This window comes from Sphingosinithalassobacter sp. CS137, assembly GCF_014334115.1.
In the GTDB taxonomy this organism is placed as follows: domain Bacteria; phylum Pseudomonadota; class Alphaproteobacteria; order Sphingomonadales; family Sphingomonadaceae; genus Sphingomonas.
The window spans coordinates 626,056-649,892 of record NZ_CP060494.1; the positions used below are offsets into that span (position 1 = coordinate 626,056).

At 67.3% G+C, this 23,837-nt stretch carries 25 protein-coding genes; 16 read left to right on the plus strand and 9 right to left on the minus strand.

Features of this window, described 5'->3' with window-relative positions; all coding sequences use genetic code 11:
* Positions 1–265: 265 nt before the first annotated feature.
* The gene (locus H7V21_RS02970; RefSeq protein ID WP_188055144.1) at positions 266–739 is read left to right on the plus strand and encodes an Hsp20 family protein; all 474 of its coding nucleotides are present in this window, start codon (positions 266–268) and stop codon (positions 737–739) included.
* A 152-nt stretch (positions 740–891) separates the two neighbouring features.
* Here H7V21_RS02970 and H7V21_RS02975 read toward each other — a convergent pair whose 3' ends face one another.
* Both H7V21_RS02975 and secG read right to left on the minus strand, forming a co-directional pair.
* The gene (locus tag H7V21_RS02975) at positions 892–2,523 is read right to left on the minus strand and encodes a CTP synthase (protein WP_188055145.1); all 1,632 of its coding nucleotides are present in this window, start codon (positions 2,521–2,523) and stop codon (positions 892–894) included.
* Between the two features lie 98 nt (positions 2,524–2,621).
* Positions 2,622–3,011, minus strand: a complete 390-nt coding sequence (gene secG / locus H7V21_RS02980; protein ID WP_188056319.1) for a preprotein translocase subunit SecG — start codon at positions 3,009–3,011, stop codon at positions 2,622–2,624.
* A gap of 196 nt (positions 3,012–3,207) precedes the next feature.
* Between secG and H7V21_RS02985 the strand changes: the two genes are divergently transcribed.
* From H7V21_RS02985 to H7V21_RS03025, 9 genes are all read left to right on the plus strand, one after another.
* Entirely contained in the window at positions 3,208–3,561 is a 354-nt protein-coding gene (locus H7V21_RS02985) for a MarR family transcriptional regulator (protein WP_188056320.1), read from the plus strand.
* A gap of 112 nt (positions 3,562–3,673) precedes the next feature.
* Positions 3,674–4,408: a C40 family peptidase gene (locus tag H7V21_RS02990; RefSeq protein WP_188055146.1), complete on the plus strand. Its 735-nt coding sequence runs from the start codon at positions 3,674–3,676 to the stop codon at positions 4,406–4,408.
* Complete coding sequence (gene argC, locus H7V21_RS02995) at positions 4,405–5,349, plus strand: N-acetyl-gamma-glutamyl-phosphate reductase (protein ID WP_188055147.1); 945 nt, start codon at positions 4,405–4,407, stop codon at positions 5,347–5,349. Before H7V21_RS02990 ends, argC begins: the two co-directional genes overlap by 4 nt.
* Positions 5,350–5,423: 74 nt before the next feature.
* Entirely contained in the window at positions 5,424–6,881 is a 1,458-nt protein-coding gene (zwf, locus tag H7V21_RS03000) for a glucose-6-phosphate dehydrogenase (RefSeq protein WP_188055148.1), read from the plus strand.
* A 73-nt stretch (positions 6,882–6,954) separates the two neighbouring features.
* On the plus strand, positions 6,955–7,662 hold the full coding sequence (pgl, locus tag H7V21_RS03005) for a 6-phosphogluconolactonase (protein WP_188055149.1): 708 nt from the start codon (positions 6,955–6,957) through the stop codon (positions 7,660–7,662).
* A 33-nt stretch (positions 7,663–7,695) separates the two neighbouring features.
* The gene (gene edd, locus H7V21_RS03010; RefSeq protein ID WP_188055150.1) at positions 7,696–9,519 is read left to right on the plus strand and encodes a phosphogluconate dehydratase; all 1,824 of its coding nucleotides are present in this window, start codon (positions 7,696–7,698) and stop codon (positions 9,517–9,519) included.
* Between the two features lie 101 nt (positions 9,520–9,620).
* A complete protein-coding gene (gene glk, locus H7V21_RS03015) occupies positions 9,621–10,589 on the plus strand; it encodes a glucokinase (RefSeq protein ID WP_188055151.1) in 969 nt (322 codons plus the stop codon).
* 17 nt (positions 10,590–10,606) lie between these two features.
* Positions 10,607–11,191, plus strand: coding sequence for a bifunctional 4-hydroxy-2-oxoglutarate aldolase/2-dehydro-3-deoxy-phosphogluconate aldolase (gene eda / locus H7V21_RS03020; RefSeq protein ID WP_188056321.1), 585 nt, complete (start codon positions 10,607–10,609; stop codon positions 11,189–11,191).
* A 127-nt stretch (positions 11,192–11,318) separates the two neighbouring features.
* Entirely contained in the window at positions 11,319–11,777 is a 459-nt protein-coding gene (locus tag H7V21_RS03025; protein ID WP_262503981.1) for a DUF4126 domain-containing protein, read from the plus strand.
* A gap of 45 nt (positions 11,778–11,822) precedes the next feature.
* On the opposite strand, the gene mltG is transcribed toward H7V21_RS03025, so the two are convergent.
* The 6 genes from mltG to fabD all read right to left on the minus strand — a co-directional run bounded on the left by mltG (position 11,823) and on the right by fabD (position 17,029).
* On the minus strand, positions 11,823–12,794 hold the full coding sequence (mltG, locus tag H7V21_RS03030; protein WP_188055153.1) for an endolytic transglycosylase MltG: 972 nt from the start codon (positions 12,792–12,794) through the stop codon (positions 11,823–11,825).
* Positions 12,795–12,837: 43 nt separating this feature from the next.
* Positions 12,838–14,097 carry a beta-ketoacyl-ACP synthase II gene (fabF, locus tag H7V21_RS03035; RefSeq protein WP_188055154.1) on the minus strand — a complete coding sequence of 420 codons (1,260 nt, stop codon included), beginning with the start codon at positions 14,095–14,097 and terminating at the stop codon, positions 12,838–12,840.
* A gap of 115 nt (positions 14,098–14,212) precedes the next feature.
* A complete protein-coding gene (locus H7V21_RS03040) occupies positions 14,213–14,446 on the minus strand; it encodes an acyl carrier protein (protein WP_410482671.1) in 234 nt (77 codons plus the stop codon).
* A gap of 114 nt (positions 14,447–14,560) precedes the next feature.
* The gene (locus H7V21_RS03045; RefSeq protein ID WP_188055155.1) at positions 14,561–15,154 is read right to left on the minus strand and encodes a hypothetical protein; all 594 of its coding nucleotides are present in this window, start codon (positions 15,152–15,154) and stop codon (positions 14,561–14,563) included.
* An 85-nt stretch (positions 15,155–15,239) separates the two neighbouring features.
* Positions 15,240–15,977, minus strand: a complete 738-nt coding sequence (gene fabG, locus H7V21_RS03050; protein WP_188055156.1) for a 3-oxoacyl-[acyl-carrier-protein] reductase — start codon at positions 15,975–15,977, stop codon at positions 15,240–15,242.
* Positions 15,978–16,093: 116 nt separating this feature from the next.
* Positions 16,094–17,029, minus strand: coding sequence for an ACP S-malonyltransferase (fabD, locus tag H7V21_RS03055; RefSeq protein ID WP_188055157.1), 936 nt, complete (start codon positions 17,027–17,029; stop codon positions 16,094–16,096).
* Positions 17,030–17,244: 215 nt separating this feature from the next.
* Here fabD and H7V21_RS03060 point away from each other — a divergent pair, with 215 nt between their 5' ends.
* From H7V21_RS03060 to rplI, 4 genes are all read left to right on the plus strand, one after another.
* Positions 17,245–18,174, plus strand: a complete 930-nt coding sequence (locus H7V21_RS03060; protein WP_188055158.1) for a hypothetical protein — start codon at positions 17,245–17,247, stop codon at positions 18,172–18,174.
* 174 nt (positions 18,175–18,348) lie between these two features.
* The gene (gene rpsF, locus H7V21_RS03065) at positions 18,349–18,756 is read left to right on the plus strand and encodes a 30S ribosomal protein S6 (RefSeq protein ID WP_188055159.1); all 408 of its coding nucleotides are present in this window, start codon (positions 18,349–18,351) and stop codon (positions 18,754–18,756) included.
* A gap of 14 nt (positions 18,757–18,770) precedes the next feature.
* On the plus strand, positions 18,771–18,995 hold the full coding sequence (gene rpsR / locus H7V21_RS03070; protein WP_188055160.1) for a 30S ribosomal protein S18: 225 nt from the start codon (positions 18,771–18,773) through the stop codon (positions 18,993–18,995).
* 12 nt (positions 18,996–19,007) lie between these two features.
* Positions 19,008–19,619 carry a 50S ribosomal protein L9 gene (gene rplI, locus H7V21_RS03075; protein WP_188055161.1) on the plus strand — a complete coding sequence of 204 codons (612 nt, stop codon included), beginning with the start codon at positions 19,008–19,010 and terminating at the stop codon, positions 19,617–19,619.
* Positions 19,620–19,868: 249 nt separating this feature from the next.
* On the opposite strand, the gene mutL is transcribed toward rplI, so the two are convergent.
* Complete coding sequence (gene mutL / locus H7V21_RS03080) at positions 19,869–21,662, minus strand: DNA mismatch repair endonuclease MutL (protein ID WP_188055162.1); 1,794 nt, start codon at positions 21,660–21,662, stop codon at positions 19,869–19,871.
* A 150-nt stretch (positions 21,663–21,812) separates the two neighbouring features.
* Here mutL and H7V21_RS03085 point away from each other — a divergent pair, with 150 nt between their 5' ends.
* Both H7V21_RS03085 and mreC read left to right on the plus strand, forming a co-directional pair.
* The gene (locus tag H7V21_RS03085) at positions 21,813–22,853 is read left to right on the plus strand and encodes a rod shape-determining protein (RefSeq protein WP_188055163.1); all 1,041 of its coding nucleotides are present in this window, start codon (positions 21,813–21,815) and stop codon (positions 22,851–22,853) included.
* 15 nt (positions 22,854–22,868) lie between these two features.
* On the plus strand, positions 22,869–23,816 hold the full coding sequence (gene mreC / locus H7V21_RS03090; RefSeq protein WP_188055164.1) for a rod shape-determining protein MreC: 948 nt from the start codon (positions 22,869–22,871) through the stop codon (positions 23,814–23,816).
* The last annotated feature ends 21 nt before the right edge of the window (positions 23,817–23,837 follow it).

Below are 23,837 nucleotides of genomic sequence, written 5' to 3' on the forward strand. Positions count from 1 at the left end.
GCAAGCGTGCGGGCGAAGCCTGACAAAGGGGGCTGACGAGCATTCGTCACGCAGGCGCCCGGGCCGGAAACGGTCCGGGCGTTTCGCATTGCGGAAAAGCCGTGCGCGTTTTCCCTGCACATTTGTGCACATGCCCCTTGAACTGGGCACACTCCACTCCGAAATCAGCCTCGTGCGGCGCCCTCGCGGGCCGCGCAGACCCCGGCATTGCAGACGACTGGATGCCGGCTCTCGACGTTCATTTTGCTCATTGGAGGATTTGAAGATGCGTCAGATCGACCTTACCCCTTTCCGCCGCTCGACCGTCGGCTTCGACCGGCTGTTCGATATGCTGGAATCCAGCGCGCGCCAGATGGCGACGGACAATTATCCGCCGTTCAATCTCGAGCGCCTCGCCGAGGACCGCTATCGCATCACGCTCGCCGTCGCCGGCTTCAAGAGCGATGAGATCGACGTGACCGCGCAGCAGAACCTGCTGACCGTTACCGGCCGGAAGGCCGAAGCGGAGAGCGATGGCCGCGAGAGCGCCTATCTCCACCTCGGCATCGCCAACCGCAGCTTCGAGCGCAGGTTCGAACTGGCCGACTTCGTCCGCGTGGAAACCGCGAACCTCAACGATGGTCTGCTCACCATCGATCTGGTGCGCGAAGTGCCCGAGACGATGAAGCCGAAGAAAATCGCGGTGAATGCGGGCGAGCCGCAGTCCGCGATCGAACATCGCGCCGCCAACGCGGCGTAACGCCACACCACGGCTCGCGACGTCTTTCTCCCTTTGGGCGTCGCAGCAGGGACGCCCCGGCCGCGAGGTCGGGGCGTCTTTTGTTTGAATCAGGGGAACGGGTCGCTACCGGCACCAGCCTGGCGCGCCTCCCGCGCCTAGGCGAGGCGCGGCTAGACGAGCCTCCCCTGCCGCACGGCTGCCTCGATGAAGCTCGCGAACAGCGGGTGCGGATCGAAGGGCTTCGATTTCAGCTCGGGGTGGAACTGAACGCCGACGAACCAGGGATGGTCGGGCCGCTCGACGATCTCGGGCAGCGTGCCGTCGGGCGAGAGCCCCGAAAATACGAGCCCATCCTCCTCCAGCACCTGCCGATAATGGGTGTTCACTTCGTAGCGGTGCCGATGGCGCTCGCTGATCGAATCCTGGCCATAGATCGACGCGACGACGCTGTTGCCGGCAAGTTTCGCCGGATAGGCGCCGAGCCGCATCGTCCCGCCGAGATCCCCGCCCTCTTCGCGCTTCTGAAGGCCGTCGGCGCTCATCCATTCGGTGATCAGACCGACGATCGGCTCGTCGGTGTGACCGAATTCGGTAGTCGAGGCAGCGGAAAGCCCCTTGTCGCGCGCTGCCTCGATGCAGGCCATCTGCATGCCGAGGCAGATGCCGAAGAAAGGCACGCCGCGCTCGCGGGCAAAGCGCACGCTGGCGATCTTGCCCTCGCTGCCGCGCTCGCCGAACCCGCCGGGCACCAGGATGCCGTGCATCGGCTCGAGCTGGGCGGCGATCTCGTGCTCGCTCTTCTCGAACAGCTCGGCGTCGAGCCAGCGGACGTGCACTTTCACGCGATTGGCGATGCCGCCGTGGACGAGCGCCTCGTGCAGCGACTTATAGGCATCGGGCAGGCCGACATATTTGCCGACTACGCCGATGGTGACTTCGCCCTCGGGATTGTCGAGACGCTCGACGATTTCGCTCCAGCGGTCTAGGCGCGGCGGCTCGCCCGGCTCGATCCCGAACGCGCGCAGCACTTCGCCGTCGAGCCCCTCGGCATGATATTGCAGCGGCACGGCGTAAATGCTGCTGGCGTCGAGCGCCGGGATCACCGCTTCCTTGGGCACGTTGCAGAACAGTGCGATCTTGGCACGCTCGCTTTCGGGCAGGCGATGTTCGGAGCGGCAGACGAGCACGTCGGGCTGGACGCCGAGCGACGCCAGCTCGCGCACGCTGTGCTGGGTCGGCTTGGTCTTCAGCTCGCCCGCTGCCGAGATGTACGGCACCAGCGTGACGTGGACGCTGATCGACTGGCCACGGCCCAGTTCGTTGCGCAGCTGGCGGATCGCCTCGATGAACGGCAGCGATTCGATGTCGCCGACCGTGCCGCCGATCTCGCACAACACGAAGTCGAGATCCTCGGTCTCCGCCGTGGCGAACGCCTTGATCGCGTCGGTGACATGCGGAATCACCTGGACGGTGGCGCCCAGATAGTCGCCCCGCCGTTCGCGCTCGATGATAGTCTTGTAGATCCGGCCCGAGGTGATGTTGTCCGACTGGCGCGAGGCGACACCGGTGAACCGCTCGTAATGGCCGAGGTCCAGATCGGTCTCCGCGCCGTCGTCGGTCACATAGACTTCGCCGTGCTGATACGGCGACATCGTGCCGGGATCGACGTTCAGATAGGGATCGAACTTGCGAATCCGCACGCGATAGCCGCGCGCCTGGAGCAACGCCGCGAGGCTCGCTGCCATGAGACCCTTGCCGAGCGACGAGACCACGCCGCCGGTGATGAAAATATACCGCGCCATGGGAGAAGAGGCCTAACGCCAGAATTCGGGACACGGCAAGCGGACGACTCCGCTCGCGCAGAAAAAAGATGGTCAAGCGCCCGAAGGCGCCGACACCGTTATTGGACGATCGGCACGTCCGCTTCGTCGGCCGATCCGCCCTCGGCGGGCGCGGTGCCATTGCCCGGCAGCACGAAGGGAGCGGTTTCCTCGCCGGTCAGCGGCGCGGTTTGCGGCGGAGGCGCCGCGGGCTGCCGCGCCAGGCTGGTGTCGATCGTGGTCGCGCCGCGCGTCGCCGCCAACACCGCGAGCAGGATGCTCATCGCCACGAACACCGTGGCGAGCACCGCCGTCGAGCGCGTCAGGAAATCCGCCGCGCCGCGCGCCGACATCAAGCCCGACGGGCTGCCGCCGGTGGTGAGGCCGCCGCCTTCCGAGCGTTGCATCAGGATCACGGTCACCAGCAGGGCCGCGATGATCGCATGGACGACGAGCAGGAAGGTAAACAGCATGGCGGAAGCGAAGGCCCTATCGAGGAAAGGCGCGACATAGGCGAGCCGCGGCGCCCGATCAACTGCCGCGGAACGATCCTAAGCGTAACATTTACGCAAGCCACGGAAACCACACGGGACCCGGGGCGTTTGAAGCCCCGAAGACCCGGAGCGGACCGGGTTCGTAACGGGTTGAGTAAATGCTGTGAACGCTATGTCGGACCAGTCGCTGTCGTCGTGGAAGAACACGCTGGTCGACTATGTGCGTTCGGGCGAACCCGATCTCACCAACCGTCAGATGGCGCTGCTGATGCTCGTTTATCTCGAGCCGGGCCCGCATACGGTGCGCGGATTGGCCCGCGCGCTCAACGTATCCAAGCCAGTGGTGACGCGTGCCTTGAATCGGCTGGGCACGCTCGGCTATCTCCGCCGCCAGCGCGACGACACCGACAAGCGCAACATCTTCGTCGCGCGCACCGCTGAAGGGGCAGATTTTCTTGCAGAATTCGGGCATTTCCTCGCTGGCGACGATCTCAGCGAGCCACTCGCCCGCAGAGTCACGGCGTGACCGCTTCGCACTGACGGGCCGGTCCACACGCATCGATTCGCGGACTGACGCGGCACGCCGCGACTTGGCCGATGTGCGGCTCGCGGACCGTGTCTTCGCGCCACATTACGCATTGGCCATTGCGCAAAGCGCCGTCGTTCCCGCGCCGATCCTCGCCGACCGCATCGGCGACGCCGATCCGATCTCCGAGATTCTTCCCGGCGAGCGGTTCGAGATCCTCGAACTCGCGCACGACCAGGGCTGGGGCATATGCACCGCCGACGGCACCGTCGGCTATGTGCCCGACGCGGCATTCGGCGATCTCGTCGAGCCCACCCATATCGTTCAACTGATCGCAGCGCCGGTGCGCAGCGATCCGCACCCCGAGTCGCCCAAGCTCTGGACGCTGCCGATGGGCGCGCGCGTGGTGGCCGACGCCGCCGAGCACGGCTTCCACGCGCTTGCCGAGGGTGGCTTCGTGGCCGATTCCGCGCTTCGCGGCGTGGATGAACCGTTCACCGACCCGGTCGAGGTCGCGGAGATGCTGGTCGGCGTGCCGGTACGGCCCGGCGGCCGCTCGGGCGCGGGCGTCGATGCGGGCGGGCTGATCCATCTCGCGCTGGCAATGGCCGGCATCTCTGCCCCGCGCTTCTGCGACCTGCAGGCGCAGGCGCTTGGTGCGCCGCTCGAGGACGAGCGCGCCTGCACGCGCGGCGACCTGGTCTTCTTCGCCGGACACGCAGCGATCCTGGCCGATGCCGAGACCGCGATCCACGCAGGCACGGCCGAAGTGGTTCGCGAGCCGCTCGCCGCCCTGATCGAGCGCGGCGACCATGGCCCTGTGACGGCAGTGCGGCGGCTGAAGTGAGCGTGCGGGTCTTCATCGACGGTGCGGTCGGCACCACCGGCCTCGAGATCCGCGACCGGCTTGCCGGGCGGCCGGAGATCGCGCTGCTGACGCTCGCCGAAAGCGATCGCAAGGACGCCGACAAGCGCCGGGCGATGCTGAACGAAGCCGATTTCGTCATCCTTTGCCTGCCCGATGATGCAGCGCGCGAAGCGGTGGCGATGATCGAGAGCGAGCAGGTGCGCGTGATCGACGCATCCTCGGCCCACCGCGTGGCCGACGGCTGGACCTATGGCTTTCCCGAACTTGAGCCGGGGCAGCAGGCAGCGATCGCGCAGGCGGCGCGCGTCAGCAATCCGGGCTGCTGGCCCACCGCCTTTCTGGCGATGGTGCGGCCGTTGGTGCGCGCCGGGCTCGTGCCGCACGATTGGCCGCTCGCCTATTCAGGGGCTTCGGGATATTCGGGCGGCGGCAAGGCGATGATCGCGGCGTTCGAGGATCCGGGCGCGCCCGAACATACCGATACGGCCTATCGCGCGTACGGCCTCGGGCTGAACCACAAGCATCTGCCCGAGATGCAGAAGCATGCGCGGATCGCGCACCCCCCGATTTTCCAGCCGGCGGTTGCGCGCACCTATCGCGGGATGCTGGCCGAAATCGCGCTGCCCGCGCATGCGCTGCCCCGCCGCCCCTCCCCCGCCGCGATCGAGACGGCGCTGCGCGATGCCTATCGCGACTGCCCGCTCGTGCGCGTGCTGCCGATGGCCGACACCGCCGTCGTGCGCATCGAGGAAGACGCCGGCACCGACCGGCTGACGCTGCGCGTGTTCGGCAATGCCGAAACCGGACATCTCCGGCTCGTCGCGACGCTCGACAATCTCGGCAAGGGAGCGGCTGGCGCCGCCGTGCAGAACCTCAACATCATGGCGGGACTCGAGCCGACCGCCGGGCTGGTCCTCTAGCGAACGCGCGCGCCGAGCCTTGCGGGTCGACGGCGCTTTCCTCTACCGCTGCCTCTCCGGCGAAAAGGGACCGCATGACTCATTCCGTGGCCAAGCTCCTCCTGTTCGGCGCGACCGGCGATCTGGCACAGCGCATGCTGCTGCCCTCGCTCTATGGCCTCCATGCCGACGCTCTGCTTCCGCGGGGGCTGACGATCACAGGCACGGCGCGCGCCGAGCATGATGATGCCGGCTATCGCGCCTTCGCCGAACGGGCGCTTGAGGAGTTCCTGCCCGAAGATCGCAAGGACGGCGCGGCGATCGCGAGCTTTCTCGAACGGCTGCACTATCAGCCGCTCGACGCATCCTCGCTGGAGGGGTTCGGCGCGCTCGCCGAGAAGCTGGGTGACATCTCCGGCGGTCTCGCGATCTTCCTGTCGACCGCACCCTGGCTGTTCGGGCCAACGATCAAGGGCCTGCAATCAGCGGGGCTCACCGGCGAGCGCGTCCGGATCGGGCTCGAAAAACCGCTCGGTTTCGACCTGCCCTCGAGCCGCGAAGTCAATGACATTGTCGCCGAGGCCTTCCCGGAAGAGCGCACGTTCCGCATCGACCATTATCTGGGCAAGGAGACGGTGCAGAACATTCTGGCGCTGCGCTTCGGAAACTCGCTGTTCGAGCCGGTGTGGAACGCGCGCGGAATCGATCACGTCCAGATCACGGTGAGCGAGACGGTGGGGCTCGAAGGCCGCGCCGATTATTACGACGAAGTCGGCGCGCTGCGCGACATGGTGCAGAATCACATGCTCCAGCTGCTCGCGCTGATCGCAATGGAGCCGCCCGCGCGGTTCGACGCGACCGCGATCCGCGACGAGAAGGTGAAGGTGCTGCGCTCGCTGCGCCCGATCACGGAGCGCGACGTCCCGGGCCTGACCGTCACGGGACAATATGCCGCCGGTGCGGTGCAGGGCCGAATCGTTCGCAGCTACGGGGACGAGCTGGAGAAGGCCTCGGACACCGAGACGTTCGTCGCGCTGAAGGCGCATGTCGACAATTGGCGCTGGCAGGGCGTGCCTTTCTATCTGCGTACCGGCAAGCGGATGACCGAGCGCCGCAGCGAGATCACGATCCAGTTCAAGCCCGTCCCGCATTCGATCTTTTCCAATCGCGGCGGCGCGCTGCATCCCAACACGCTGGTGATCCGGCTCCAACCCGAGGAATATGTGCGGCTGCTGGTGATGGCAAAGCAGCCCGGGCTCGACCGCGAGGGCCTGCGGCTGCGCGAAGTGCCGCTCAACCTGTCGCTCGACACCGAGTTCGCGGGCACGCGGCGGCGCATCGCCTATGAACGGCTGCTGCTCGACCTGATCGAAGGGGATCCGACCCTCTTCGTTCGGCGCGACGAAGTGGAAGCGCAATGGGCCTGGATCGACGCCATCCGCCAGGGCTGGCAGCGCGATGGCATCCGGCCGAAATCCTATGCCTCGGGAAGCTGGGGCCCCTCGGCCGCGATCGCACTCACCGAACGCGACGGCGTGAGCTGGCACGAGTAGATTCCCGCGCAGCGCGAACCGTTCGACGCCGCGACCGTTGTCCAATCACCCACCCGAAGTACGAGGAGCAATTATGACGACCGAGATCGAATGGTGGGACTATGACGACGCCGATGAGATGGCCGAGGCCGTCGCCGGCGACGTGGCCTTCATCATCGGCCAGGCGATCGACGAGCGCGGTGGTGCCGTGATCGCGCTGCCGGGCGGCAAGACGCCGCTGCCGATCTACGAGAAGCTGATCGACGCCAAGATCGACTGGAAGCGGGTGACGATCGTGCCGACCGACGATCGGCTGGTGCCGATGGGCGACGATCTTTCGAACGTCACGATGCTCGGCAAGACCTTCCTGCCCAGGGGTGCCCGCGTGCTGCCGGTGACGAGCGAAGCGGCCGAGGACTATAAGGCGGCCGGCCGCGCGGCGGATGCCCGCTTGCAGGACGTGCATTGGCCGCTCGACCTGTGCCTGCTAGGCGTGGGCGCCGACGGACACACTGCGTCGATCTTCCCCGGCCCCGATCTCGACGAGGCGCTGAACGGGCCCAAGGAGCGCCGCGCGCTGGGCGTGATGCCCGATCCGATGCCGCCCGAAGCGCCGGTGGCGCGCGTGTCGCTCTCGCTCGCCGCGATCGTCTCCGCCAAGGCACTGATGATCGCAGTCACCGGGCAGGCGAAGCGCGACGTGATCGAAGCCGCGATCGCCGAGGGCGTCGGTTCGCCTGCGCCGATCGGGCGGGTGCTGGCCGAAACCGAGCTGCCGGTCGACATTCACTGGGCTGCGTGACGAGGCGTTCCACTTCCGTCTGGGGATGAGGAAATGAGCAGGCTGAACACGGAAATCGCGGCCGTCACCGATCGCGTGATCGAGCGTTCTCGCGAAAAGCGGGCGGCCTATCTCGAACTCCTCCGCCGCGAGCGCGAGAGCGGCGCCGATCGGCCGAAGCTGGGCTGCGCCAATCTCGCCCACGCCTATGCCGGTACCGACGAGCAGCGCGACCGGCTGCGCGACGGCCGGGCGATGAACATCGGGATCGTGACCGCCTACAACGACATGCTCTCGGCACATGCGACCTATTATCGCTACCCCGAGCAAATGAAGATCTGGGCGCTCGAAGCCGGCACCACCGCGCAGGTGGCGGGCGGCGTGCCCGCGATGTGCGACGGCGTGACTCAGGGCTATGCCGGCATGGAGCTGTCGCTGCTGAGCCGCGACACGATCGCGCTCTCGACCGCGGTCGCGCTCAGCCACCGCACCTTCGAAGGGGCGGCGCTGCTCGGCATCTGCGACAAGATCGTGCCCGGGCTGCTGATCGGCGCGCTGCGCTTCGGCCATCTGCCGATGGTGCTGATCCCGGGCGGCCCGATGCGGTCGGGCCTTGCCAACAAGGACAAGGCACGCGTCCGCGAACTCTACGCCGAAGGCAAGGCCAGCCGCGAGGAACTGCTCGACGCCGAGATCGCCGCCTATCACGGCAAAGGAACCTGCACCTTCTACGGCACGGCCAATTCGAACCAGATGATGATGGAGGCGATGGGGCTGCACGTACCCGGCGCCGCCTTCGCCAATCCGCAGACCAAGCTGCGCCAGGAGCTGACGCGCCGTGCCATGCATCGGCTGGCCGAGATCGGGTGGGACGGGAACGACTATCGCCCGATCGGCCATTGCGTCGACGAAAAGGCGATCGTCAACGCCGCGATCGTGCTGCTGGCCACCGGCGGATCGACCAACCATCTGATCCACCTGCCCGCCATCGCACGCTCGGCGGGGGTGACGATCGACTGGGACGATTTCGACCGGCTTTCGCGCGTGATCCCGCTGCTGACACGAGTCTATCCCAACGGATCGGCCGATGTGAACGGATTCGAGGATGCGGGCGGCCCGCCGTTCGTGATCCGCGAGCTGCTGAAGGGCGGGCTGCTCCACGGCGACATTCTGACGATCGCGGCCGGCGGCATGGCGGACTATGCGCGCAAGCCGGACGTCGAAGACGATCGGCTGGTGTGGCGCGACTTGCCCGCGAAAAGCGGCGACGACACGATCATCCGCACGCTCGACGCGCCGTTCTCGCCCGAGGGCGGCTTCCGCATCCTCAAGGGGAACATCGGACGTGCCTGCATCAAGGTCTCGGCGGTCGAGCGCGAGCGCTGGGTGATCGAAGCGCCGGCGCGGGTGTTCGAGGACCAGCTCGCGGTGCAGCAAGCATTCCGTGCCGGCGAGCTCGACCGCGACGTGGTGGTGGTCGTCCGCTTCCAGGGCCCCAGGGCGAACGGCATGCCCGAGCTGCACAAGCTCACGCCGCCGCTGGGCGTGCTGCAGAACCGCGGCTACCGTGTCGCGCTCGTCACCGACGGGCGCATGTCGGGCGCGAGCGGCAAAGTGCCCTGCGCGATCCATGTTTCGCCCGAGGCGCTGGGCGGCGGCGATATCGCACGAATCCGCGATGGCGACATCGTCCGGGTCGACGCCGAAACCGGCATGCTGGAGGCGCTGGTGGACGCCGCGGAGTGGAACGCGCGCAAGCCGGCCGAAGCGCCCCCCGTCCTGGCCGGAACCGGCCGAGAACTGTTCGGGCTGATGCGCGCGGGCGCCGACGAGGCGGAACTGGGCGCATCGGCCGTGCTGGCCGCAGGGGGACTCTAGGCCGGGTCCGGTCCTTTACTTGCAGCCATACGGCGCAGAGAAGGGCAAAGCCTCGGCAGGACGCGCGAACCCCCAGTCGCGCCGGATCGGAGAGGATCGGAATGGACGTCGTCGCAGTCGATATCGGCGGAACCCACGCACGCTTCGCCGTCGCCGAGGTGGCCGAAGGCCGCGCCGTTTCGATGGCTGAGCCCGTCACGCTGAAGACGGCAGAGCACGGCAGCCTTCAGCTCGCCTGGCAAGCCGCGGCGGCACGGCTCGACCGGCCGATGCCGAAGGCTGCCGCGATTGCGGTCGCATCGCCGATCAACGACGAACTGATCAAGCTCACCAACAATCCCTGGATCATCCGTCCGAAGCTGATCCCCGAGCGGCTGGAAGTGGACCAGTGGATCCTCGTCAACGATTTCGCGGCTGTGGGCCATGCCGTGGCGCAACTCGGCGCAGACTGTTTCCTGCACCTGTGCGGCCCGGACAAGCCGCTGCCTCCAAAGGGTGCGATCACGGTCTGCGGACCCGGCACGGGTCTCGGCGTCGCGCAGGTGTTCCGCCACGGCGCCGGCTACGACATCATTGCGACCGAGGGCGGACATCAGGACTTCGCGCCGCTCGACAGCCTTGAGGATGCGATCCTGAAGCGGCTGCGTCGGGCCTATACCCGCGTCTCGGTCGAACGGATCGTCGCGGGTCCGGGGATCGTCGCGATCTATGAGACGCTGGCGGAGATCGAAGGCCGCGCAGTGGAGAGCCGCGACGACCGCAAGATCTGGGAACTGGCGCTGGAAGGGCGGGACAGCCTGGCAGTGGCGGCGCTCGATCGCTTCTGCCTGTCCCTTGGAGCGGTCGCGGGTGACCTGGCACTCAGCCACGGCCCCACTGGCGTGGTGATCGCGGGGGGGCTGGGATATCGCCTGCGCGAACATCTGCTCGCATCGGGCTTTGCCGAGCGATTCGTCGCCAAGGGGCGCTTCCAGTCGCTGATGGCCTCGATTCCGGTCAAGCTCATTACTCATCCCCAGCCCGGCCTCTATGGCGCCGCGGCTGCCTTCGCGCAGGAGCATGCCAAGTGAAGCCCATCGAACAGATCATGCGAACCGGCCCCGTCATCCCGGTGCTCATCGTCGAAGATGTGCCACAGGCGCGCCCGCTGGCGCAGGCGCTGGTGAAGGGCGGCATCCGGGTGCTCGAAGTGACGTTGCGGACTCCTGCGGCGCTCGATGTGATCCGCGAGATGAAGACCGTGGACGGTGCGATCGTCGGCGCGGGAACGGTGGTGACGACCGACCAGTTCGAGCAGGTGATGGACGCTGGCGCCGAGTTCATCGTCTCGCCGGGGCTCAGCGAAACGCTGGCGCGGCCGATCATCGATTCGGGCGTGCCCTTCCTCCCGGGCGTCGCGACCGCAGGCGACATCATGCGCGGGCTCGATCTCGGGCTCGAGCATTTCAAATTCTTCCCGGCGGAGACTTCCGGCGGACTGAAGGCGCTCAAGGCGCTGGCCGCACCCTTCTATCAGGCCAAATTCTGTCCCACCGGCGGCATTTCGCTTACGAGCGCGCCCGAGTGGCTGGCGTTCGAGCCTGTGCTGTGCGTCGGCGGGAGCTGGCTTGCCAGCGGATCGCCGGACGCGGTGGAAGCAAAGGCACGGGAGGCTGCCGCACTGGCTGCATGACCGACTTCAACACGCGGTGAAGCGCAACGCGCCGCCGGCGCTTCACGGACGACGCGCCGGGATCACCGGCAGACCGGACCCAATCGGCCCTTCATCTGTTCGTGGAGAAACACCGATGGGGAAACCGATGCTTCGTTCGATCTTGATGGGACTGGTTGCGGGCCAGCGCTCGATGACGCCACTTGCCGCTTTGGCGGGCGCCGCCCGGCGCGGTACGCTTCCGCATGACACTGCCGAAGCGCGGCTGATGGCGCACCCGCTGATCGCCGCGGGCGGCGTGACGATGGCGGCGGCCGAAATCGCGGGCGACAAGATGAAAACCGCGCCCGATCGCACTGTGTTCCTCGGCTTGCTGGCGCGCACGATCACCAGCGGCTTCGCCGGGGCAGCGCTAGCGCCGCCCAAGCGCCAGCTCGCCGGAGCGGCCTTGGGCATCGGCGCGGCGATCGCCGCCTCCTATGTCGGGCTCGCCGCGCGCCAGCGCGCGCAGCGGCGCTGGGGGCAGACCGCGACCGGATTCGTCGAGGATGCGATCATGACCGCCTCGGCCAATGCGATCGCGCATGCGAAGCCGGCGCGCGTCTGAATCCTGAGTTTCAGCGGCCGGCAGCGCATCGCCGGCGACCGCGTCCTACATCTCGCCCCTGGCGCGCCGCAGCGCATACCAGCGCTGCACGTTGCGATTGTGCTGTTCGAGCGTGTCGGCGAAAATATGCCCGCCGGTGCCGTCCGCGACGAAATAGAGCGCGCTCGATTCGGCGGGATCGAGCACCGCATCGATCGATTCGCGGCCCGGATTGGCGATCGGCCCGATCGGAAGCCCGGGCATCGCATAGGTGTTGTAGCCGTTCTGCGCCTGAAGCTCCGAGCGCAGGATGCGACGGCCGAGCGGGCGCCCCTGCGTCACCGGATAGATGACGGTCGGGTCCGCCTGCAGCGGCATGCCGCGCTTCAGCCGGTTCGAATAGACCGCCGCCACGGTCCGGCGCTCCTCGGGCTTGCCGGTTTCCTTTTCGACGATCGAGGCGAGGATCAGTGCCTCGCGCGGCGTGGAAACGGCCGTGCGCGGGCTGCGACGGGTCCATGCCTCGGCGAGATAGTCGATCATCGCGCGCTGCATCCGTTCGAGCACCGCCTGTCGCTGGTCGCCGCGCACATAGCTGTAGCTGTCCGGCAGAACCGTGCCTTCGATCGGCACCGCGATTTCGCCTTCGAGATGTTCGGCCTCCATCAGCGCCTCGTGCACCAGCACCGAAGGCGTGCCTTCGGGGATGGTGACGAAGCGCTGCAGGGTGCGGCCGCCCTGCATCAACTTGAGGATATCCGACTGGCTGAGGCCGGCGGGGATGCGATACTCGCCTGCCTTGATCGGTTCGCCCGAGCCGAAGAGGCGCGCGTAGAGCGTGAAACGCCGTGCCTCAGCTATCGCCCCCGCCTCCTCGAGACGCTCGGCCGCGGCAGTGAGGCTCGCGCCTTCAGGAACGATCACGCTGACATTCGTGGCCGCCGGCCCCTCGCCTCCCCAATCGCGCACGACAAGGAAGGCGGCGGCGATCACCGCCAGGCCGAGAATCAGTCCGCCAAAGCCGATGAGCCGCCGCATAGCCTCTCCATGCCATTCGCGCGGAGCCGTGCGGCTCCGTGCCTCAGACCGCCTTCATCACCAGCGAAGCATTGGTCCCGCCGAAGCCGAAGCTGTTGTTCAGCACCGCCTTCACCTTGCGCTCCTTCGCCTTGTGCGGGACGAGATCGACACCGGCGCAATTGTCGCTCGGATTGTCGAGATTGAGCGTCGGGGGCACGATCTGGTCGCGCATCGCCAGGATGCAGAAGATCGCTTCGACCGCGCCCGCGCCGCCCAGCAGATGGCCGATGGCGGACTTGGTCGAGCTCATCGACATCGTCTCGACGGCGTTGCCGAACAGGCGGCGCACCGCTCCGAGCTCGAGCTCGTCGCCGAGCGGCGTAGAGGTGCCGTGCGCATTGACATAATCGATGTCGGCAAGCTCGAGCCCCGACTTCTTCATCGCCATCGCCATCGCGCGGAATGCGCCGAAGCCCTCCGGATGCGGGGCCGTGACGTGATAGGCGTCGCCCGAGAGGCCATAGCCGACCACTTCGGCGTAGATCTTCGCGCCGCGTGCCTTCGCCCGCTCATATTCCTCGAGCACGACCACGCCGGCGCCTTCGCCCATCACGAACCCGTCGCGGTCGCGATCATAGGGACGGCTCGCGCGGGTGGGATCGTCGCGGAAGCCGGTCGACAGCGCGCGCGCCTGGCCGAAGCCGGCGATGCCGATCGGACAGATCGCGCCCTCGGCACCGCCCGCGAGCATCACATCGGCATCGTCCATCGCGATCATGCGCGCGGCGTCGCCGATCGAATGCGCGCCGGTCGAGCAGGCAGTGACGACTGCGTGATTCGGGCCCATCAGCCCGTATTTGATCGAAACCTGGCCCGAGATGAGGTTGATGAGCCGCCCGTGGACGAAGTGCGGCGAAACGCGCTTCGGCCCCTTGTGCTCGAGCACCAGCGATTCGCTTTCGATCCCCGGCAGGCCACCGATTCCCGAACCGATCGAGCAGCCCGCGCGGAGCTTTTCCTCGTCGGTCATGTCGAGGAGCCCGGCATCCTCGATCGCCTGGCCGGCGGCATCGATGCCATAGACGATGAACGGATCGACCTGGCGCTGGATCTTGTGATCGACGCGCTTGTTCGGATCGAAGCCATATTCGTGGTCGGCCGGTTTGACCTCGCACGCATAGTTGGTGTGAAAATCAGTCGCGTCGAAACGCGTGATCGTGGCCGCGCCGGACTTGGCAGCGATGATGTTCTTCCAGGCGGTCTCGACGTCGCTCCCCAGCGGGGTGACGAGGCCGAGCCCGGTTACGACTACGCGGCGCATGGCGCTTCTCCGTCCTTCACAAACAAAAGGGCTCCCCGCCCCGATCGTTCACCCCGGGACGGGGAGCCGCTGGTGCCGTGCCGATCGGGGCTGGCGGGGTCTGCCGCAGCAGCGATCAGCCCTGATGTTCCTCGATATAGTCCGTCGCGTCCTTGACGGTGGTGATCTTCTCGGCTGCGTCGTCGGGGATTTCGACGCCGAATTCCTCTTCAAACGCCATCACCAGCTCGACGATGTCGAGGCTGTCGGCGCCCAGGTCATCAATGAAGCTCGCTTCGGGGACGACTTCCGATTCCTGGACCCCAAGGTGCTCGACGACGATCCTCTTCACGCGATCGGCGGTGCTCATGATCCCTGTTTTCCTTCTCTTGCTTTGGGGGTCTCGATTTGATGAACGCACGTAGAACGGTGCCGGTGCCCTGACAAGAGGGGTGGCACCCTCTCCTGCCCGCCCGGCGCGCGATCAGCGGGCGCGATAGTCCTGCACGGCCTGCTCCATCAGCAGCGTGCCGTAGATTCCCTGGCCGATCGCCGCTCCGATCGTCTGCAGCGCTTCGCCGTCCGGCGTGCCGAAGGTGGCGCCTGCGCCTTCCATCGCGCGCGCGGCCGCGGTCATCGCGCTGCCGCTCATCGCACCGGTTTCGACGAGGCGAGTGATCTCGGCTTCGGGCACCGCACGATAGGCGAGATCGAACTGCTCGCTCTCGACATTGTAATCGCGTAGCCGATACGCCGCGTTGCCGCGGATCGTGCTCCCGCGGAAATAGGTAAGAGCGGCCTCCTGACGCGGATCGCCCCACCCGTAGCTTCTCCGGCACTCCATGATCGCAGAACTGATGCTCTGGTGCAGCGCCTCTTCAGCATCCGATTCGGCAACGAAGTTCTTGCGCGCAAATGCCGCGAGCGCGTCGCTATCGACATAGCGCGGAATACGGCCGCCGATGCAGGAAACCGGGCCCCGGACGGCGACCGGCTCGGCGGCAGGCGCAGCATCCTGCGCGAGCGCGGTGCCGGGAGCGGCGGCGAGAAGAAGGGGAAGGAAGGCGGCGAATCGCATCAGGACGTGCTCCGTGACAGAAGAAGCACGCTTCTAGCGTGCCTTGCGCGGCATCTCCATGACATCGGGTTGAAATTCGCGCGGCTCAGAGCATCGCCATCCCACCGTTCACATGCAGCGTCTGACCCGTGACATAACCGGCCTCGCGGCTGGCGAGATAAACGACGGCGGCGGCGACATCGGCGCCCTCGCCCAGCGTTCCGGCCGGGATCCGACCGGTCAGCGCGTCCTTTTGCGCGTCGGGCAGCACGTCGGTCATCGCCGAGCGGATGAAGCCGGGCGCGACGCAGTTCACCGTGATGCCGCGGCTCGCAAGCTCCTGCCCCAGCGCCTTCGACATGCCGACCACACCGGCCTTCGACGCGGCATAGTTCGCCTGCCCCGGATTGCCCGTGGCGCCCACCACCGAAGTGATCGAGACGATGCGGCCGAACCGCGCCTTCATCATCGGCCGGGCAGCCGCGCGACACAGGCGGAAGGCGGCCTCGAGATTGACCGTGATGACCTGATCCCACTCCTCGTCCTTCATCCGCATCGCGAGATTGTCACGCGTCACGCCGGCATTGTTCACGAGGATGTCGAGCGTGCCGAGCGCCTCCACCGCCTGCGGCACGAGCTGGTCCACCGCGGCGCCATCCGAAAGGTCGCACGGCAGCGCGACATGATCGCCGCCCAGCTCGGCGCGAAACGCCTCCAGCTTCTCGGCATTCGATCCGGACACCGCCAGCCGCGCGCCCTGCGCCGCGAGCGCTTTGGCGATGGCGGAGCCGATGCCGCCGGACGCACCGGTCACGAGGGCATTCATTCCGGTAAGGTCAAACATTCGCGGTTCCTCTCTTCATCTCGCCCGAAATCCGTCTCAGGGCTACCGCGCCAAGGCGGCGAAATTGGTGCGCGGACAATGCGGAAACGTGCCCAGCAGGGCCGCAGGAACTTCGGTCAAAGCCCCTTCGCCAGCGTCTCGATATCGCCCATCGAGACGACGCTGACCGCATCGGCTTCGGGCACGATCCGCTTCACCATCGGCGTGAGCACCTTGCCGCCCAGCTCGACGAACTGCGTGACTCCCGCGGCATGCATCGCCCGCACCGATTCGCGCCAGCGCACCATCCCGGTCACCTGTTCGACGAGCTGGCGGCGGATTGCGTCCGGGTCGGCGCTCGGCGCCGCCGTGACGTTGGCGTAGAGCGGTACCAGCGGCGCGCGCAGCGTGGCTTCCGCAAGCGCCGCTTCCATCGCCTCGGCAGCAGGCTGCATCAGCGGGCAGTGGAAGGGAGCCGAGACCGGGAGCAGGACGGCACGCTTGGCGCCCATCTCCTTCGCGAGCGGCACGGCGCGCTCGACTGCCGCGCGATGGCCGGAGATCACGACCTGGCCCGGATCATTGTCGTTGGCAACGGTGCACACCTGCCCCTCCGCAGCGGCTTGCGCGATCGCGCGCGCCTTCTCCAGATCAGCGCCGAGCAGCGCCGCCATCGCCCCCTCGCCAACCGGCACCGCCGACTGCATCGCATCGCCGCGCTTGCGCAACAGTCGGGCGGTCGTGGCGAGATCGAAGGTCTCGGCGGCGCAAAGGGCGGTGTACTCGCCCAGGCTGTGACCAGCGACGAAATCGGCCTTGTCGGCAAGCCGCACGCCGCCTTCGCGCTCCAGCACGCGCAGCACAGCGATGGCATGCGCCATGATCGCCGGTTGGGCATTGGCGGTCAGCGTCAGCGTCTCCTCGGGCCCTTCGGCCATGATCCTCGACAGCGCCTGTTCGAGCGCGTCGTCGACTTCCTGGAAGGTCTCGCGCGCAGCCGCGCTTGCCTGCGCCAGCGCGCTGCCCATGCCGACCGATTGGCTTCCCTGACCAGGAAAGATGAAGGCGCGCATTCGTGTCTCCTCGGGCTGTCCCCATTGAAGCGCCGGGCGTTAGAACCGTTCCCGCCGGCGATGCAAGGCAGTCGCGGCGGCGCCGCCGACACCGCTGGCGCACGCCGGGCGCCGGGCACCTCTGGCGGGGCAAGGAAACCCTTGCCGTTTCCGGCACGCATTGGCGACGTCTGCCTCCGATGCTATGGTTAACGCGTCCAGGGAGAAGACCAGCGATGTTCCGCAAGATGCTGAGCACGGCAGCACTGTTCGCCGCGACGATTACCGCAGCGCAGGCACAACCGGTACAGGTGCAGCCGATCGGCGTTTCCGCCGACACCCTGCCCGACGATTTTCGCGGCAAGGTCCGCTACTTCGGCAATCACAGCGGCACGGTCACGACGATCCAACGCGCTGGCGAGCGGCGCCGGGCGAGTTCCGCGTGTCCGCGGCCCGATCAGGGCTGCCCCGAGCGAATCGGCGGTAGCCTGGAGGTCGAGCTCGAATTCGACGGTGAAGTAGTGAAGGGCGTGTTTCGCGGCACGGGAGGCCTGCGTGACAGCGGCCTCATCGGCCGCCGTCAGGGCTCCGCATGCCGGCTGTTCGACCTTGCCGACGGCTCGGTGTGGTCGGGCCGCTGCGACAGCGAAGCGTTCATCGGCACGGTCGCGAGCGTTCCGAACGCCGCGACACAGCTCGAACTCGCGTTCGAAACAGTTGGCACGCGCACGCTCGACTATGCCGAGCGCGAGCGCCGGCGCCGCGAATATCATGAGCGCCTGCGCCGAATCGAATTTCTGCAGGCTCTGGTCGACGGGACGGCACCGATCGAACAGCGGCTCGACGCGGCGGTCGAGCTCGATTCCTACTCCTGGCAATATGACGCCTATCGGCCCGGCAGCCTGCGCAACATCGAGCGGGGTCGCGAACGCGACGACCGCTATCAGATCGGCGGCGACTTCGCCCTACAGAACGGCGGCGCCGGCTGGGTGCGCGCGACCGTGGACCACGGTACGATCTCGTGCCTCGAATTCTGGGACGCGCCGGGCGTGTGCCGTCCGATCACGCCGCCACGCCTTCCCGCGCCCCCGCCCGAGGAAGGCACGCCCGAAGCGTTCCCGTCGCTGATCCTGCCGGCACAGGCGCGCGAGACACCGGGCGGCTGATCGGGCTGCGGGCGGTGCCTGACTGCTTGCGATTGCACGAACATTCCGCTAAGGGGCGCGCTTCACCGGGGCGGGCGGCCAACTGGCTTCCCGCTCCGGCGTGTTTTGAGACGACAGCCGGAGGGGCGACCGCATGGGGCGGCGTCAGCGATCGGCCAAGACAGGAAAAGAACCATGGCTCTGTACGAGCATGTGTTCCTTGCGCGCCAGGATCTGGCACAGGCGCAGGTGGACGCACTGGCGGAAACCGCCACCAAGATCGTCGAGGACAATCAGGGTAAGGTCGTGAAGACCGAGACCTGGGGACTGCGCAGCCTCGCCTATCGCATCCAGAAGAACCGCAAGGCGCATTATGTGATGCTCGAGATCGACGCCCCCGCGGGCGTGGTCGCCGAGCTGGAGCGCCAGACGAGCATCAACGAGGACGTGCTCCGCTACATGACCGTTCGTGTCGACGAGCTCGAGCAGGGCCCGTCGGTGATGATGCGCAAGGGCGACCGGGACCGCCGCGACCGTGGCGATCGCGGAGACCGTGGTGATCGCGGCGGCCGCGGCCGTGACCGCGACGGCGACAACGACTGATCGGAGCGAGACCCATGGCACGACCCTTTTTCCGCCGCCGCAAGAGCTGCCCCTTCTCCGCGAAGGACGCTCCCAAGATCGATTATAAGGACGTCCGTCTGCTTCAGGGATTCGTCTCCGAGCGTGGCAAGATCGTCCCGTCGCGCATCACTTCGGTGAGCGCGAAAAAGCAGCGCGAGCTGGCCCAGGCCATCAAGCGCGCCCGTCACCTGGGCCTGCTGCCCTACATCGTTAAGTAAGGAGCGCACCCCATGGACGTTATTCTGCTGGAACGCGTCGAAAAGCTCGGCGCCATCGGCGACGTGGTTCGGGTGAAGGACGGGTTCGCCCGCAACTACCTGCTGCCGCGCAAGAAGGCGCTGCGCGCCAACGAAGCCAACCGCAAGGTCTTCGAAGCCAATCGCGAGCGGATCGAGGCGGAGAACGCCGAACGCCGCACCGAGGCCCAGAAGGAATCGAAGACGCTCGAGGGCGTTTCGATCACGCTGATCCGTCAGGCGTCGAACACCGGCCAGCTCTACGGTTCGGTGGCGGTCCGCGACATCGTCGAGGCGCTCAACGCCGAAGGCCACAAGGTCAACAAGGCGCAGATCGTCCTCGATAAGCCGATCAAGGCGATCGGCCTGTACGAAGTCCGCGTCGCGCTGCACCCCGAAGTGTCGGTGACCGTCAAGGTCAACGTCGCCCGCTCGCCCGAAGAAGCCGAGATGCAGGCACAGGGCGTCGACGTGATGGCCGCGATGTTCGAGGAAAACCGCGACGAGGCGGGCTTCACCGAGGAGCGCGATCCCAACCTCGAAGCCGGCGAGATCGCTCGCGACGAGCCGGAAGCGAGCGACGAGGGCGAGACGCCCGAAGCCTGAGGCCGCTGCTCAAGCACAAAAAGAAAGGGGCCGTCCGGAATGCCGGGCGGCCCCTTTTTCGTCGTGTGCCGAAACCGGTTCAGGGGCAGGTAACGCAGGCGCCCACCACTGCGGCGAGCGGGATCAGGGCGAGCACGACGGGCACGATCTTGTTCATGGCGACTGCCTTCAACTAGTGTCGCCCGTTCAACGTGCACTGCGGCCAATGGTTGCCGAAAGGTCAATCGATACGCAGCGCCCGTACGGAGACTATCTCCGGCCGAACAGCTTCTCGATATCGCCATGCGCCAGTTTCACCCAGGTCGGGCGTCCGTGATTGCACTGGCCCGAATGCGGTGTCGCTTCCATTTCGCGCAGCAGCGCGTTCATCTCTGCCACGCCGAGCACGCGGCCCGCGCGGACCGATCCGTGACACGCCATCGTCGCGGCGACATGGTCGAGCCGTTCCCTGAGGCTCAGCGCCTGGTCGAAACTCGCCAGTTCGTCGGCTAGATCGGTAACCAGCCCGGTAACATCCCCCTGCCCCAGCAGTGCAGGCGTCGCACGGACCAGCATCGCCCTGGGGCCGAATCGCTCGAGCTCGAGCCCGAAATCGGCGAGTTCGGCGACGCGGGCTTCGAGCCTGTCGCACGCTGGTTCGTCGAGCTCGACTACTTCAGGCAGCAACAGCGCCTGGCTCGCGACGCCGCCGTCGCCGACGGCGCGGCGCATCCGCTCTAGCACCAGCCGCTCGTGCGCGGCATGCTGATCGACCAGCACCAGCCCGTCCTCGGCCTCGGCGACGATATAGGTCTTCGCCACCTGCCCGCGCGCCACGCCGAGCGGATAGTCGATCGCCTGCGGCACCGGCTCGCTCGCGTCCGCTGCGCGCGCCTGCGGCGGCGGCGCCAGGAAGGAAGGCCGCCGCTCCGCAACGTACCCCCGCAGCGCCGACGACTCGAAGTCGGCGCCCACACTTGGCGCGCCGAAGAAGGATGCGCCCGTCTCCCGCGCCGAGGGCAGATCGCCTTCGCGCCGCCACATGCCGAGCGCCGCCTCGCTGGGGCGCTGGACGCTGCGGTGGCCGGCAGCGTCAAGCGCCCGGCGCAGCCCGCTGACGATGAGGCCCCGCGCGAGCGCCGGATCGCGGAAGCGCACTTCGGTCTTGGCGGGGTGAACGTTCACGTCGACTGCGTCGACCGGCACTTCGAGGAAGAGCGCGACCACGGGATGCCGATCGCGCGGGAGCATCTCGGCATAGGCACCGCGCACCGCACCGGTGAGCAGCCGATCCTTCACCGGTCGCCCGTTGACAAACAGATATTGGTGATCGGCGACTCCGCGGTTGAACGTCGGCAGGCTAGCGACGCCGCCCAGCACCAGCCCCTCGCGCACGAAGTCGATTGCGACGCTGTTCTCCGCGAGCCCCCGATCGGTCAGCGCCGCCACGCGCTCGGGCCGACTCTCGCCTAGCTGCACCAGCAGCACCCGGCGCCCATCATGCTCCACCGAAAAGGCGACGTCCGGCCGTGCCAGCGCGAGGCGCCGCACGGCATCGAGGCAGGCGGCATATTCCGCACGGGCAGTACGCAGGAATTTTCGCCGCGCGGGCACCTTGCCGAACAGATCCTCGACGCGGACCCGCGTTCCGGGAGGCAGCGCCGCCGGCCCTTCGGAAACGAGCGTGCCGTTGTCGACGGTGCGCGACCAGCCCTCGTCGCCGCGGACCCGGCTCTCCAGCGTCAGCCGCGCCACGCTGGCGATCGAAGGCAACGCCTCGCCGCGAAACCCGAGCGTCTCGACCGCATCGATCGCGTCATCGGGCAACTTCGAGGTCGCATGCCGCTCCAGCGCCAGCGCCATTTCGGCAGGATGCATCCCGCAGCCGTCGTCGCTCACTTCGATCAGATCGGTGCCGCCTGCCGACAGCCGAACCGCGATCCGCGACGCGCCTGCGTCGATGGCGTTCTCGACCAGTTCCTTCAGCGCACTGGCGGGACGCTCAACGACTTCGCCCGCAGCGATCCGATTGACGAGATGTTCTGGTAAGCGGCGTATTGACATGGAACAGTCTGTAGCCCAAGCGGCGGCATCCCGCGACCCGCATCCGCCAGCAATCCGAGGTCGGAGTCGATCCGAATCCGGAGGGTCCGGGGAGATATTTTGTGCGATTCGCCGCGTATCGGGCCGGGCGCGGAATGGACGGAAACATCGATGCTATTCTCCCGCTTCTTCAAATTCATGTCCCACGACATGGCGATCGACCTGGGAACGGCGAATACCGTCGTGTATCTGCGCGGGCGCGGCGTCGTGCTGAACGAACCCTCCGTGGTTGCAGTCGAGACGATCAACGGCGTGCGCAAGGTGAAGGCGGTCGGTGACGACGCCAAGCTGATGATGGGCAAGACCCCCGGCACGATCGAAGCGATCCGGCCGCTGCGCGACGGCGTGATCGCCGACATTGACGTCGCCGAACAGATGATCAAGCACTTCATCCAGAAGGTGCACGGCCAGCGGCGCTTCATGCGCTGGCCCCAGATCGTGATCTGTGTCCCCTCCGGCTCCACTTCGGTCGAGCGCCGCGCGATCCGCGACGCCGCGTCGAACGCGGGCGCGAGCCAGGTGTGGCTGATCGAGGAGCCGATGGCCGCCGCAATCGGCGCCGAAATGCCCGTCACCGAACCGATCGGCAGCATGGTCGTCGACATCGGCGGCGGAACCACCGAAGTCGCCGTGCTCAGCCTGCGCGGTCTCGCCTATTCCACGTCGGTCCGCGTCGGCGGCGACAAGATGGACGAGGCGATCGTCTCTTATGTCCGCCGCAACCACAATCTGCTGATTGGCGAAGCCACTGCCGAGCGGATCAAGCAGGAAGTCGGCGTCGCCAAGCCGCCGGCCGACGGCATCGGCCAGACGATTCACATCAAGGGCCGCGATCTCGTGAACGGCGTGCCCAAGGAAATCCAGATCAACCAGGGCCAGATCGCCGAAGCGCTGAGCGAGCCCGTCGGCACGATCGTCGAAGGCGTGCGCATCGCGCTGGAGAATACCGCGCCCGAGCTGGCGGCCGACATCGTCGATCAAGGCATCGTGCTCACCGGCGGCGGCGCGCTCCTTTCCGGGATCGACGAAGTGCTCCGCGACGAGACCGGCCTTCCGGTCACCGTCGCCGAGGATCCGCTGACCTGTGTCGCACTGGGCACTGGGCGGGCGCTCGAAGATCCGGTATTCCGCGGCGTGCTGCTCGCGGTCTAGCAGGTTGGGGGGATCATGGCGCCGCAACGCAACCGGCGCCCGGGGTTTTCGCGGCGGGCGCAGTATGGGCTCTTCCTAGGCTATGTGGCCGCCGTCGGCGGTGCGCTGATCGGCGCGGGCCTGCTGCTGCTTTCGACGTTCAATCCTCCGGCGTTCGCCGTCGTTCGTGGCGTGTTTTCCGAGCTCACGACTCCGGTTTCGTCGGTGTTTGCCTGGGCCAGGCGCAGCGTCACTGGAGTTCCCGAAGGCGTGTCCGGCCATTTCAACGTGCGGGCGGAGAATGCGCGGCTGCGCAAGGAGCTGGAGGACCAGGCGACGCTGGTGCAGCGTGCGCGCACGCTCACCCGCGAGAACCGTCGACTCCGGGCTCTGCTCCAGTTGCGCGAAGCCAATCCGGAATCGGTGGTGGCGGCCCGACTCGTCAGTTCGACGGCATCGAGCACGCGCCGCTATGCGACTCTCAATGCCGGCAGCTGGCAGGGCGTGCGCAGCGGCCAGCCGGTGCGCGGCCCCGACGGCCTGATCGGGCAGGTGATCGAAACCAGCCCCAACACCGCGCGGGTGCTGCTGATCGTCGACCCCGAGAGCATCGTGCCGGTGCGGCGCATGAGCGACGGCTTGCCTGCGATCGCGGCGGGACGTGGCGACGGCTTGCTCGACATCCGATCGGCGAGCATCGCGAACGTGCCGTTCCGCGCTGGCGACACCTTTGTCACTTCCGGAACGGGCGGCATCTATTCGCCCAACATTCCCGTCGCCCGAGTGATTCGCGATGCGCGCGACATCGCCATCGCGCAGCCCGAAGCGAACCCCGACGGCCTCGACTATGCGCTCGTGCAGGAAACCTTCCTGCCCGCCCCTCCGGCCAGCCCGGCCGATGGCGAGGCAGAAGCTTCCAACGAATCGGAAGCGCCGGAGGAGGATAGCGCCGGGGGCAACGTCAGCGGCGCGGAAGGCCCGTGAGGCCGCCTGAATTCCTTCCGC

Bases quoted from the DNA above. Each gene is read 5' to 3' on its own strand.
- H7V21_RS02970 (WP_188055144.1), top strand. From the start codon at position 266: ATGCGTCAGATCGACCTTACCCCTTTCCGCCGCTCGACCGTCGGCTTC.
- H7V21_RS02975 (WP_188055145.1), bottom strand. From the start codon at position 2,523: ATGGCGCGGTATATTTTCATCACCGGCGGCGTGGTCTCGTCGCTCGGC.
- H7V21_RS02985 (WP_188056320.1), top strand. From the start codon at position 3,208: ATGTCGGACCAGTCGCTGTCGTCGTGGAAGAACACGCTGGTCGACTAT.
- zwf (WP_188055148.1), top strand. From the start codon at position 5,424: ATGACTCATTCCGTGGCCAAGCTCCTCCTGTTCGGCGCGACCGGCGAT.
- pgl (WP_188055149.1), top strand. From the start codon at position 6,955: ATGACGACCGAGATCGAATGGTGGGACTATGACGACGCCGATGAGATG.
- edd (WP_188055150.1), top strand. From the start codon at position 7,696: ATGAGCAGGCTGAACACGGAAATCGCGGCCGTCACCGATCGCGTGATC.
- glk (WP_188055151.1), top strand. From the start codon at position 9,621: ATGGACGTCGTCGCAGTCGATATCGGCGGAACCCACGCACGCTTCGCC.
- eda (WP_188056321.1), top strand. From the start codon at position 10,607: ATGCGAACCGGCCCCGTCATCCCGGTGCTCATCGTCGAAGATGTGCCA.
- H7V21_RS03025 (WP_262503981.1), top strand. From the start codon at position 11,319: ATGCTTCGTTCGATCTTGATGGGACTGGTTGCGGGCCAGCGCTCGATG.
- mltG (WP_188055153.1), bottom strand. From the start codon at position 12,794: ATGCGGCGGCTCATCGGCTTTGGCGGACTGATTCTCGGCCTGGCGGTG.
- fabF (WP_188055154.1), bottom strand. From the start codon at position 14,097: ATGCGCCGCGTAGTCGTAACCGGGCTCGGCCTCGTCACCCCGCTGGGG.
- H7V21_RS03040 (WP_410482671.1), bottom strand. From the start codon at position 14,446: ATGAGCACCGCCGATCGCGTGAAGAGGATCGTCGTCGAGCACCTTGGG.
- H7V21_RS03045 (WP_188055155.1), bottom strand. From the start codon at position 15,154: ATGCGATTCGCCGCCTTCCTTCCCCTTCTTCTCGCCGCCGCTCCCGGC.
- fabG (WP_188055156.1), bottom strand. From the start codon at position 15,977: ATGTTTGACCTTACCGGAATGAATGCCCTCGTGACCGGTGCGTCCGGC.
- fabD (WP_188055157.1), bottom strand. From the start codon at position 17,029: ATGCGCGCCTTCATCTTTCCTGGTCAGGGAAGCCAATCGGTCGGCATG.
- H7V21_RS03060 (WP_188055158.1), top strand. From the start codon at position 17,245: ATGTTCCGCAAGATGCTGAGCACGGCAGCACTGTTCGCCGCGACGATT.
- rpsF (WP_188055159.1), top strand. From the start codon at position 18,349: ATGGCTCTGTACGAGCATGTGTTCCTTGCGCGCCAGGATCTGGCACAG.
- rpsR (WP_188055160.1), top strand. From the start codon at position 18,771: ATGGCACGACCCTTTTTCCGCCGCCGCAAGAGCTGCCCCTTCTCCGCG.
- rplI (WP_188055161.1), top strand. From the start codon at position 19,008: ATGGACGTTATTCTGCTGGAACGCGTCGAAAAGCTCGGCGCCATCGGC.
- mutL (WP_188055162.1), bottom strand. From the start codon at position 21,662: ATGTCAATACGCCGCTTACCAGAACATCTCGTCAATCGGATCGCTGCG.
- H7V21_RS03085 (WP_188055163.1), top strand. From the start codon at position 21,813: ATGCTATTCTCCCGCTTCTTCAAATTCATGTCCCACGACATGGCGATC.
- mreC (WP_188055164.1), top strand. From the start codon at position 22,869: ATGGCGCCGCAACGCAACCGGCGCCCGGGGTTTTCGCGGCGGGCGCAG.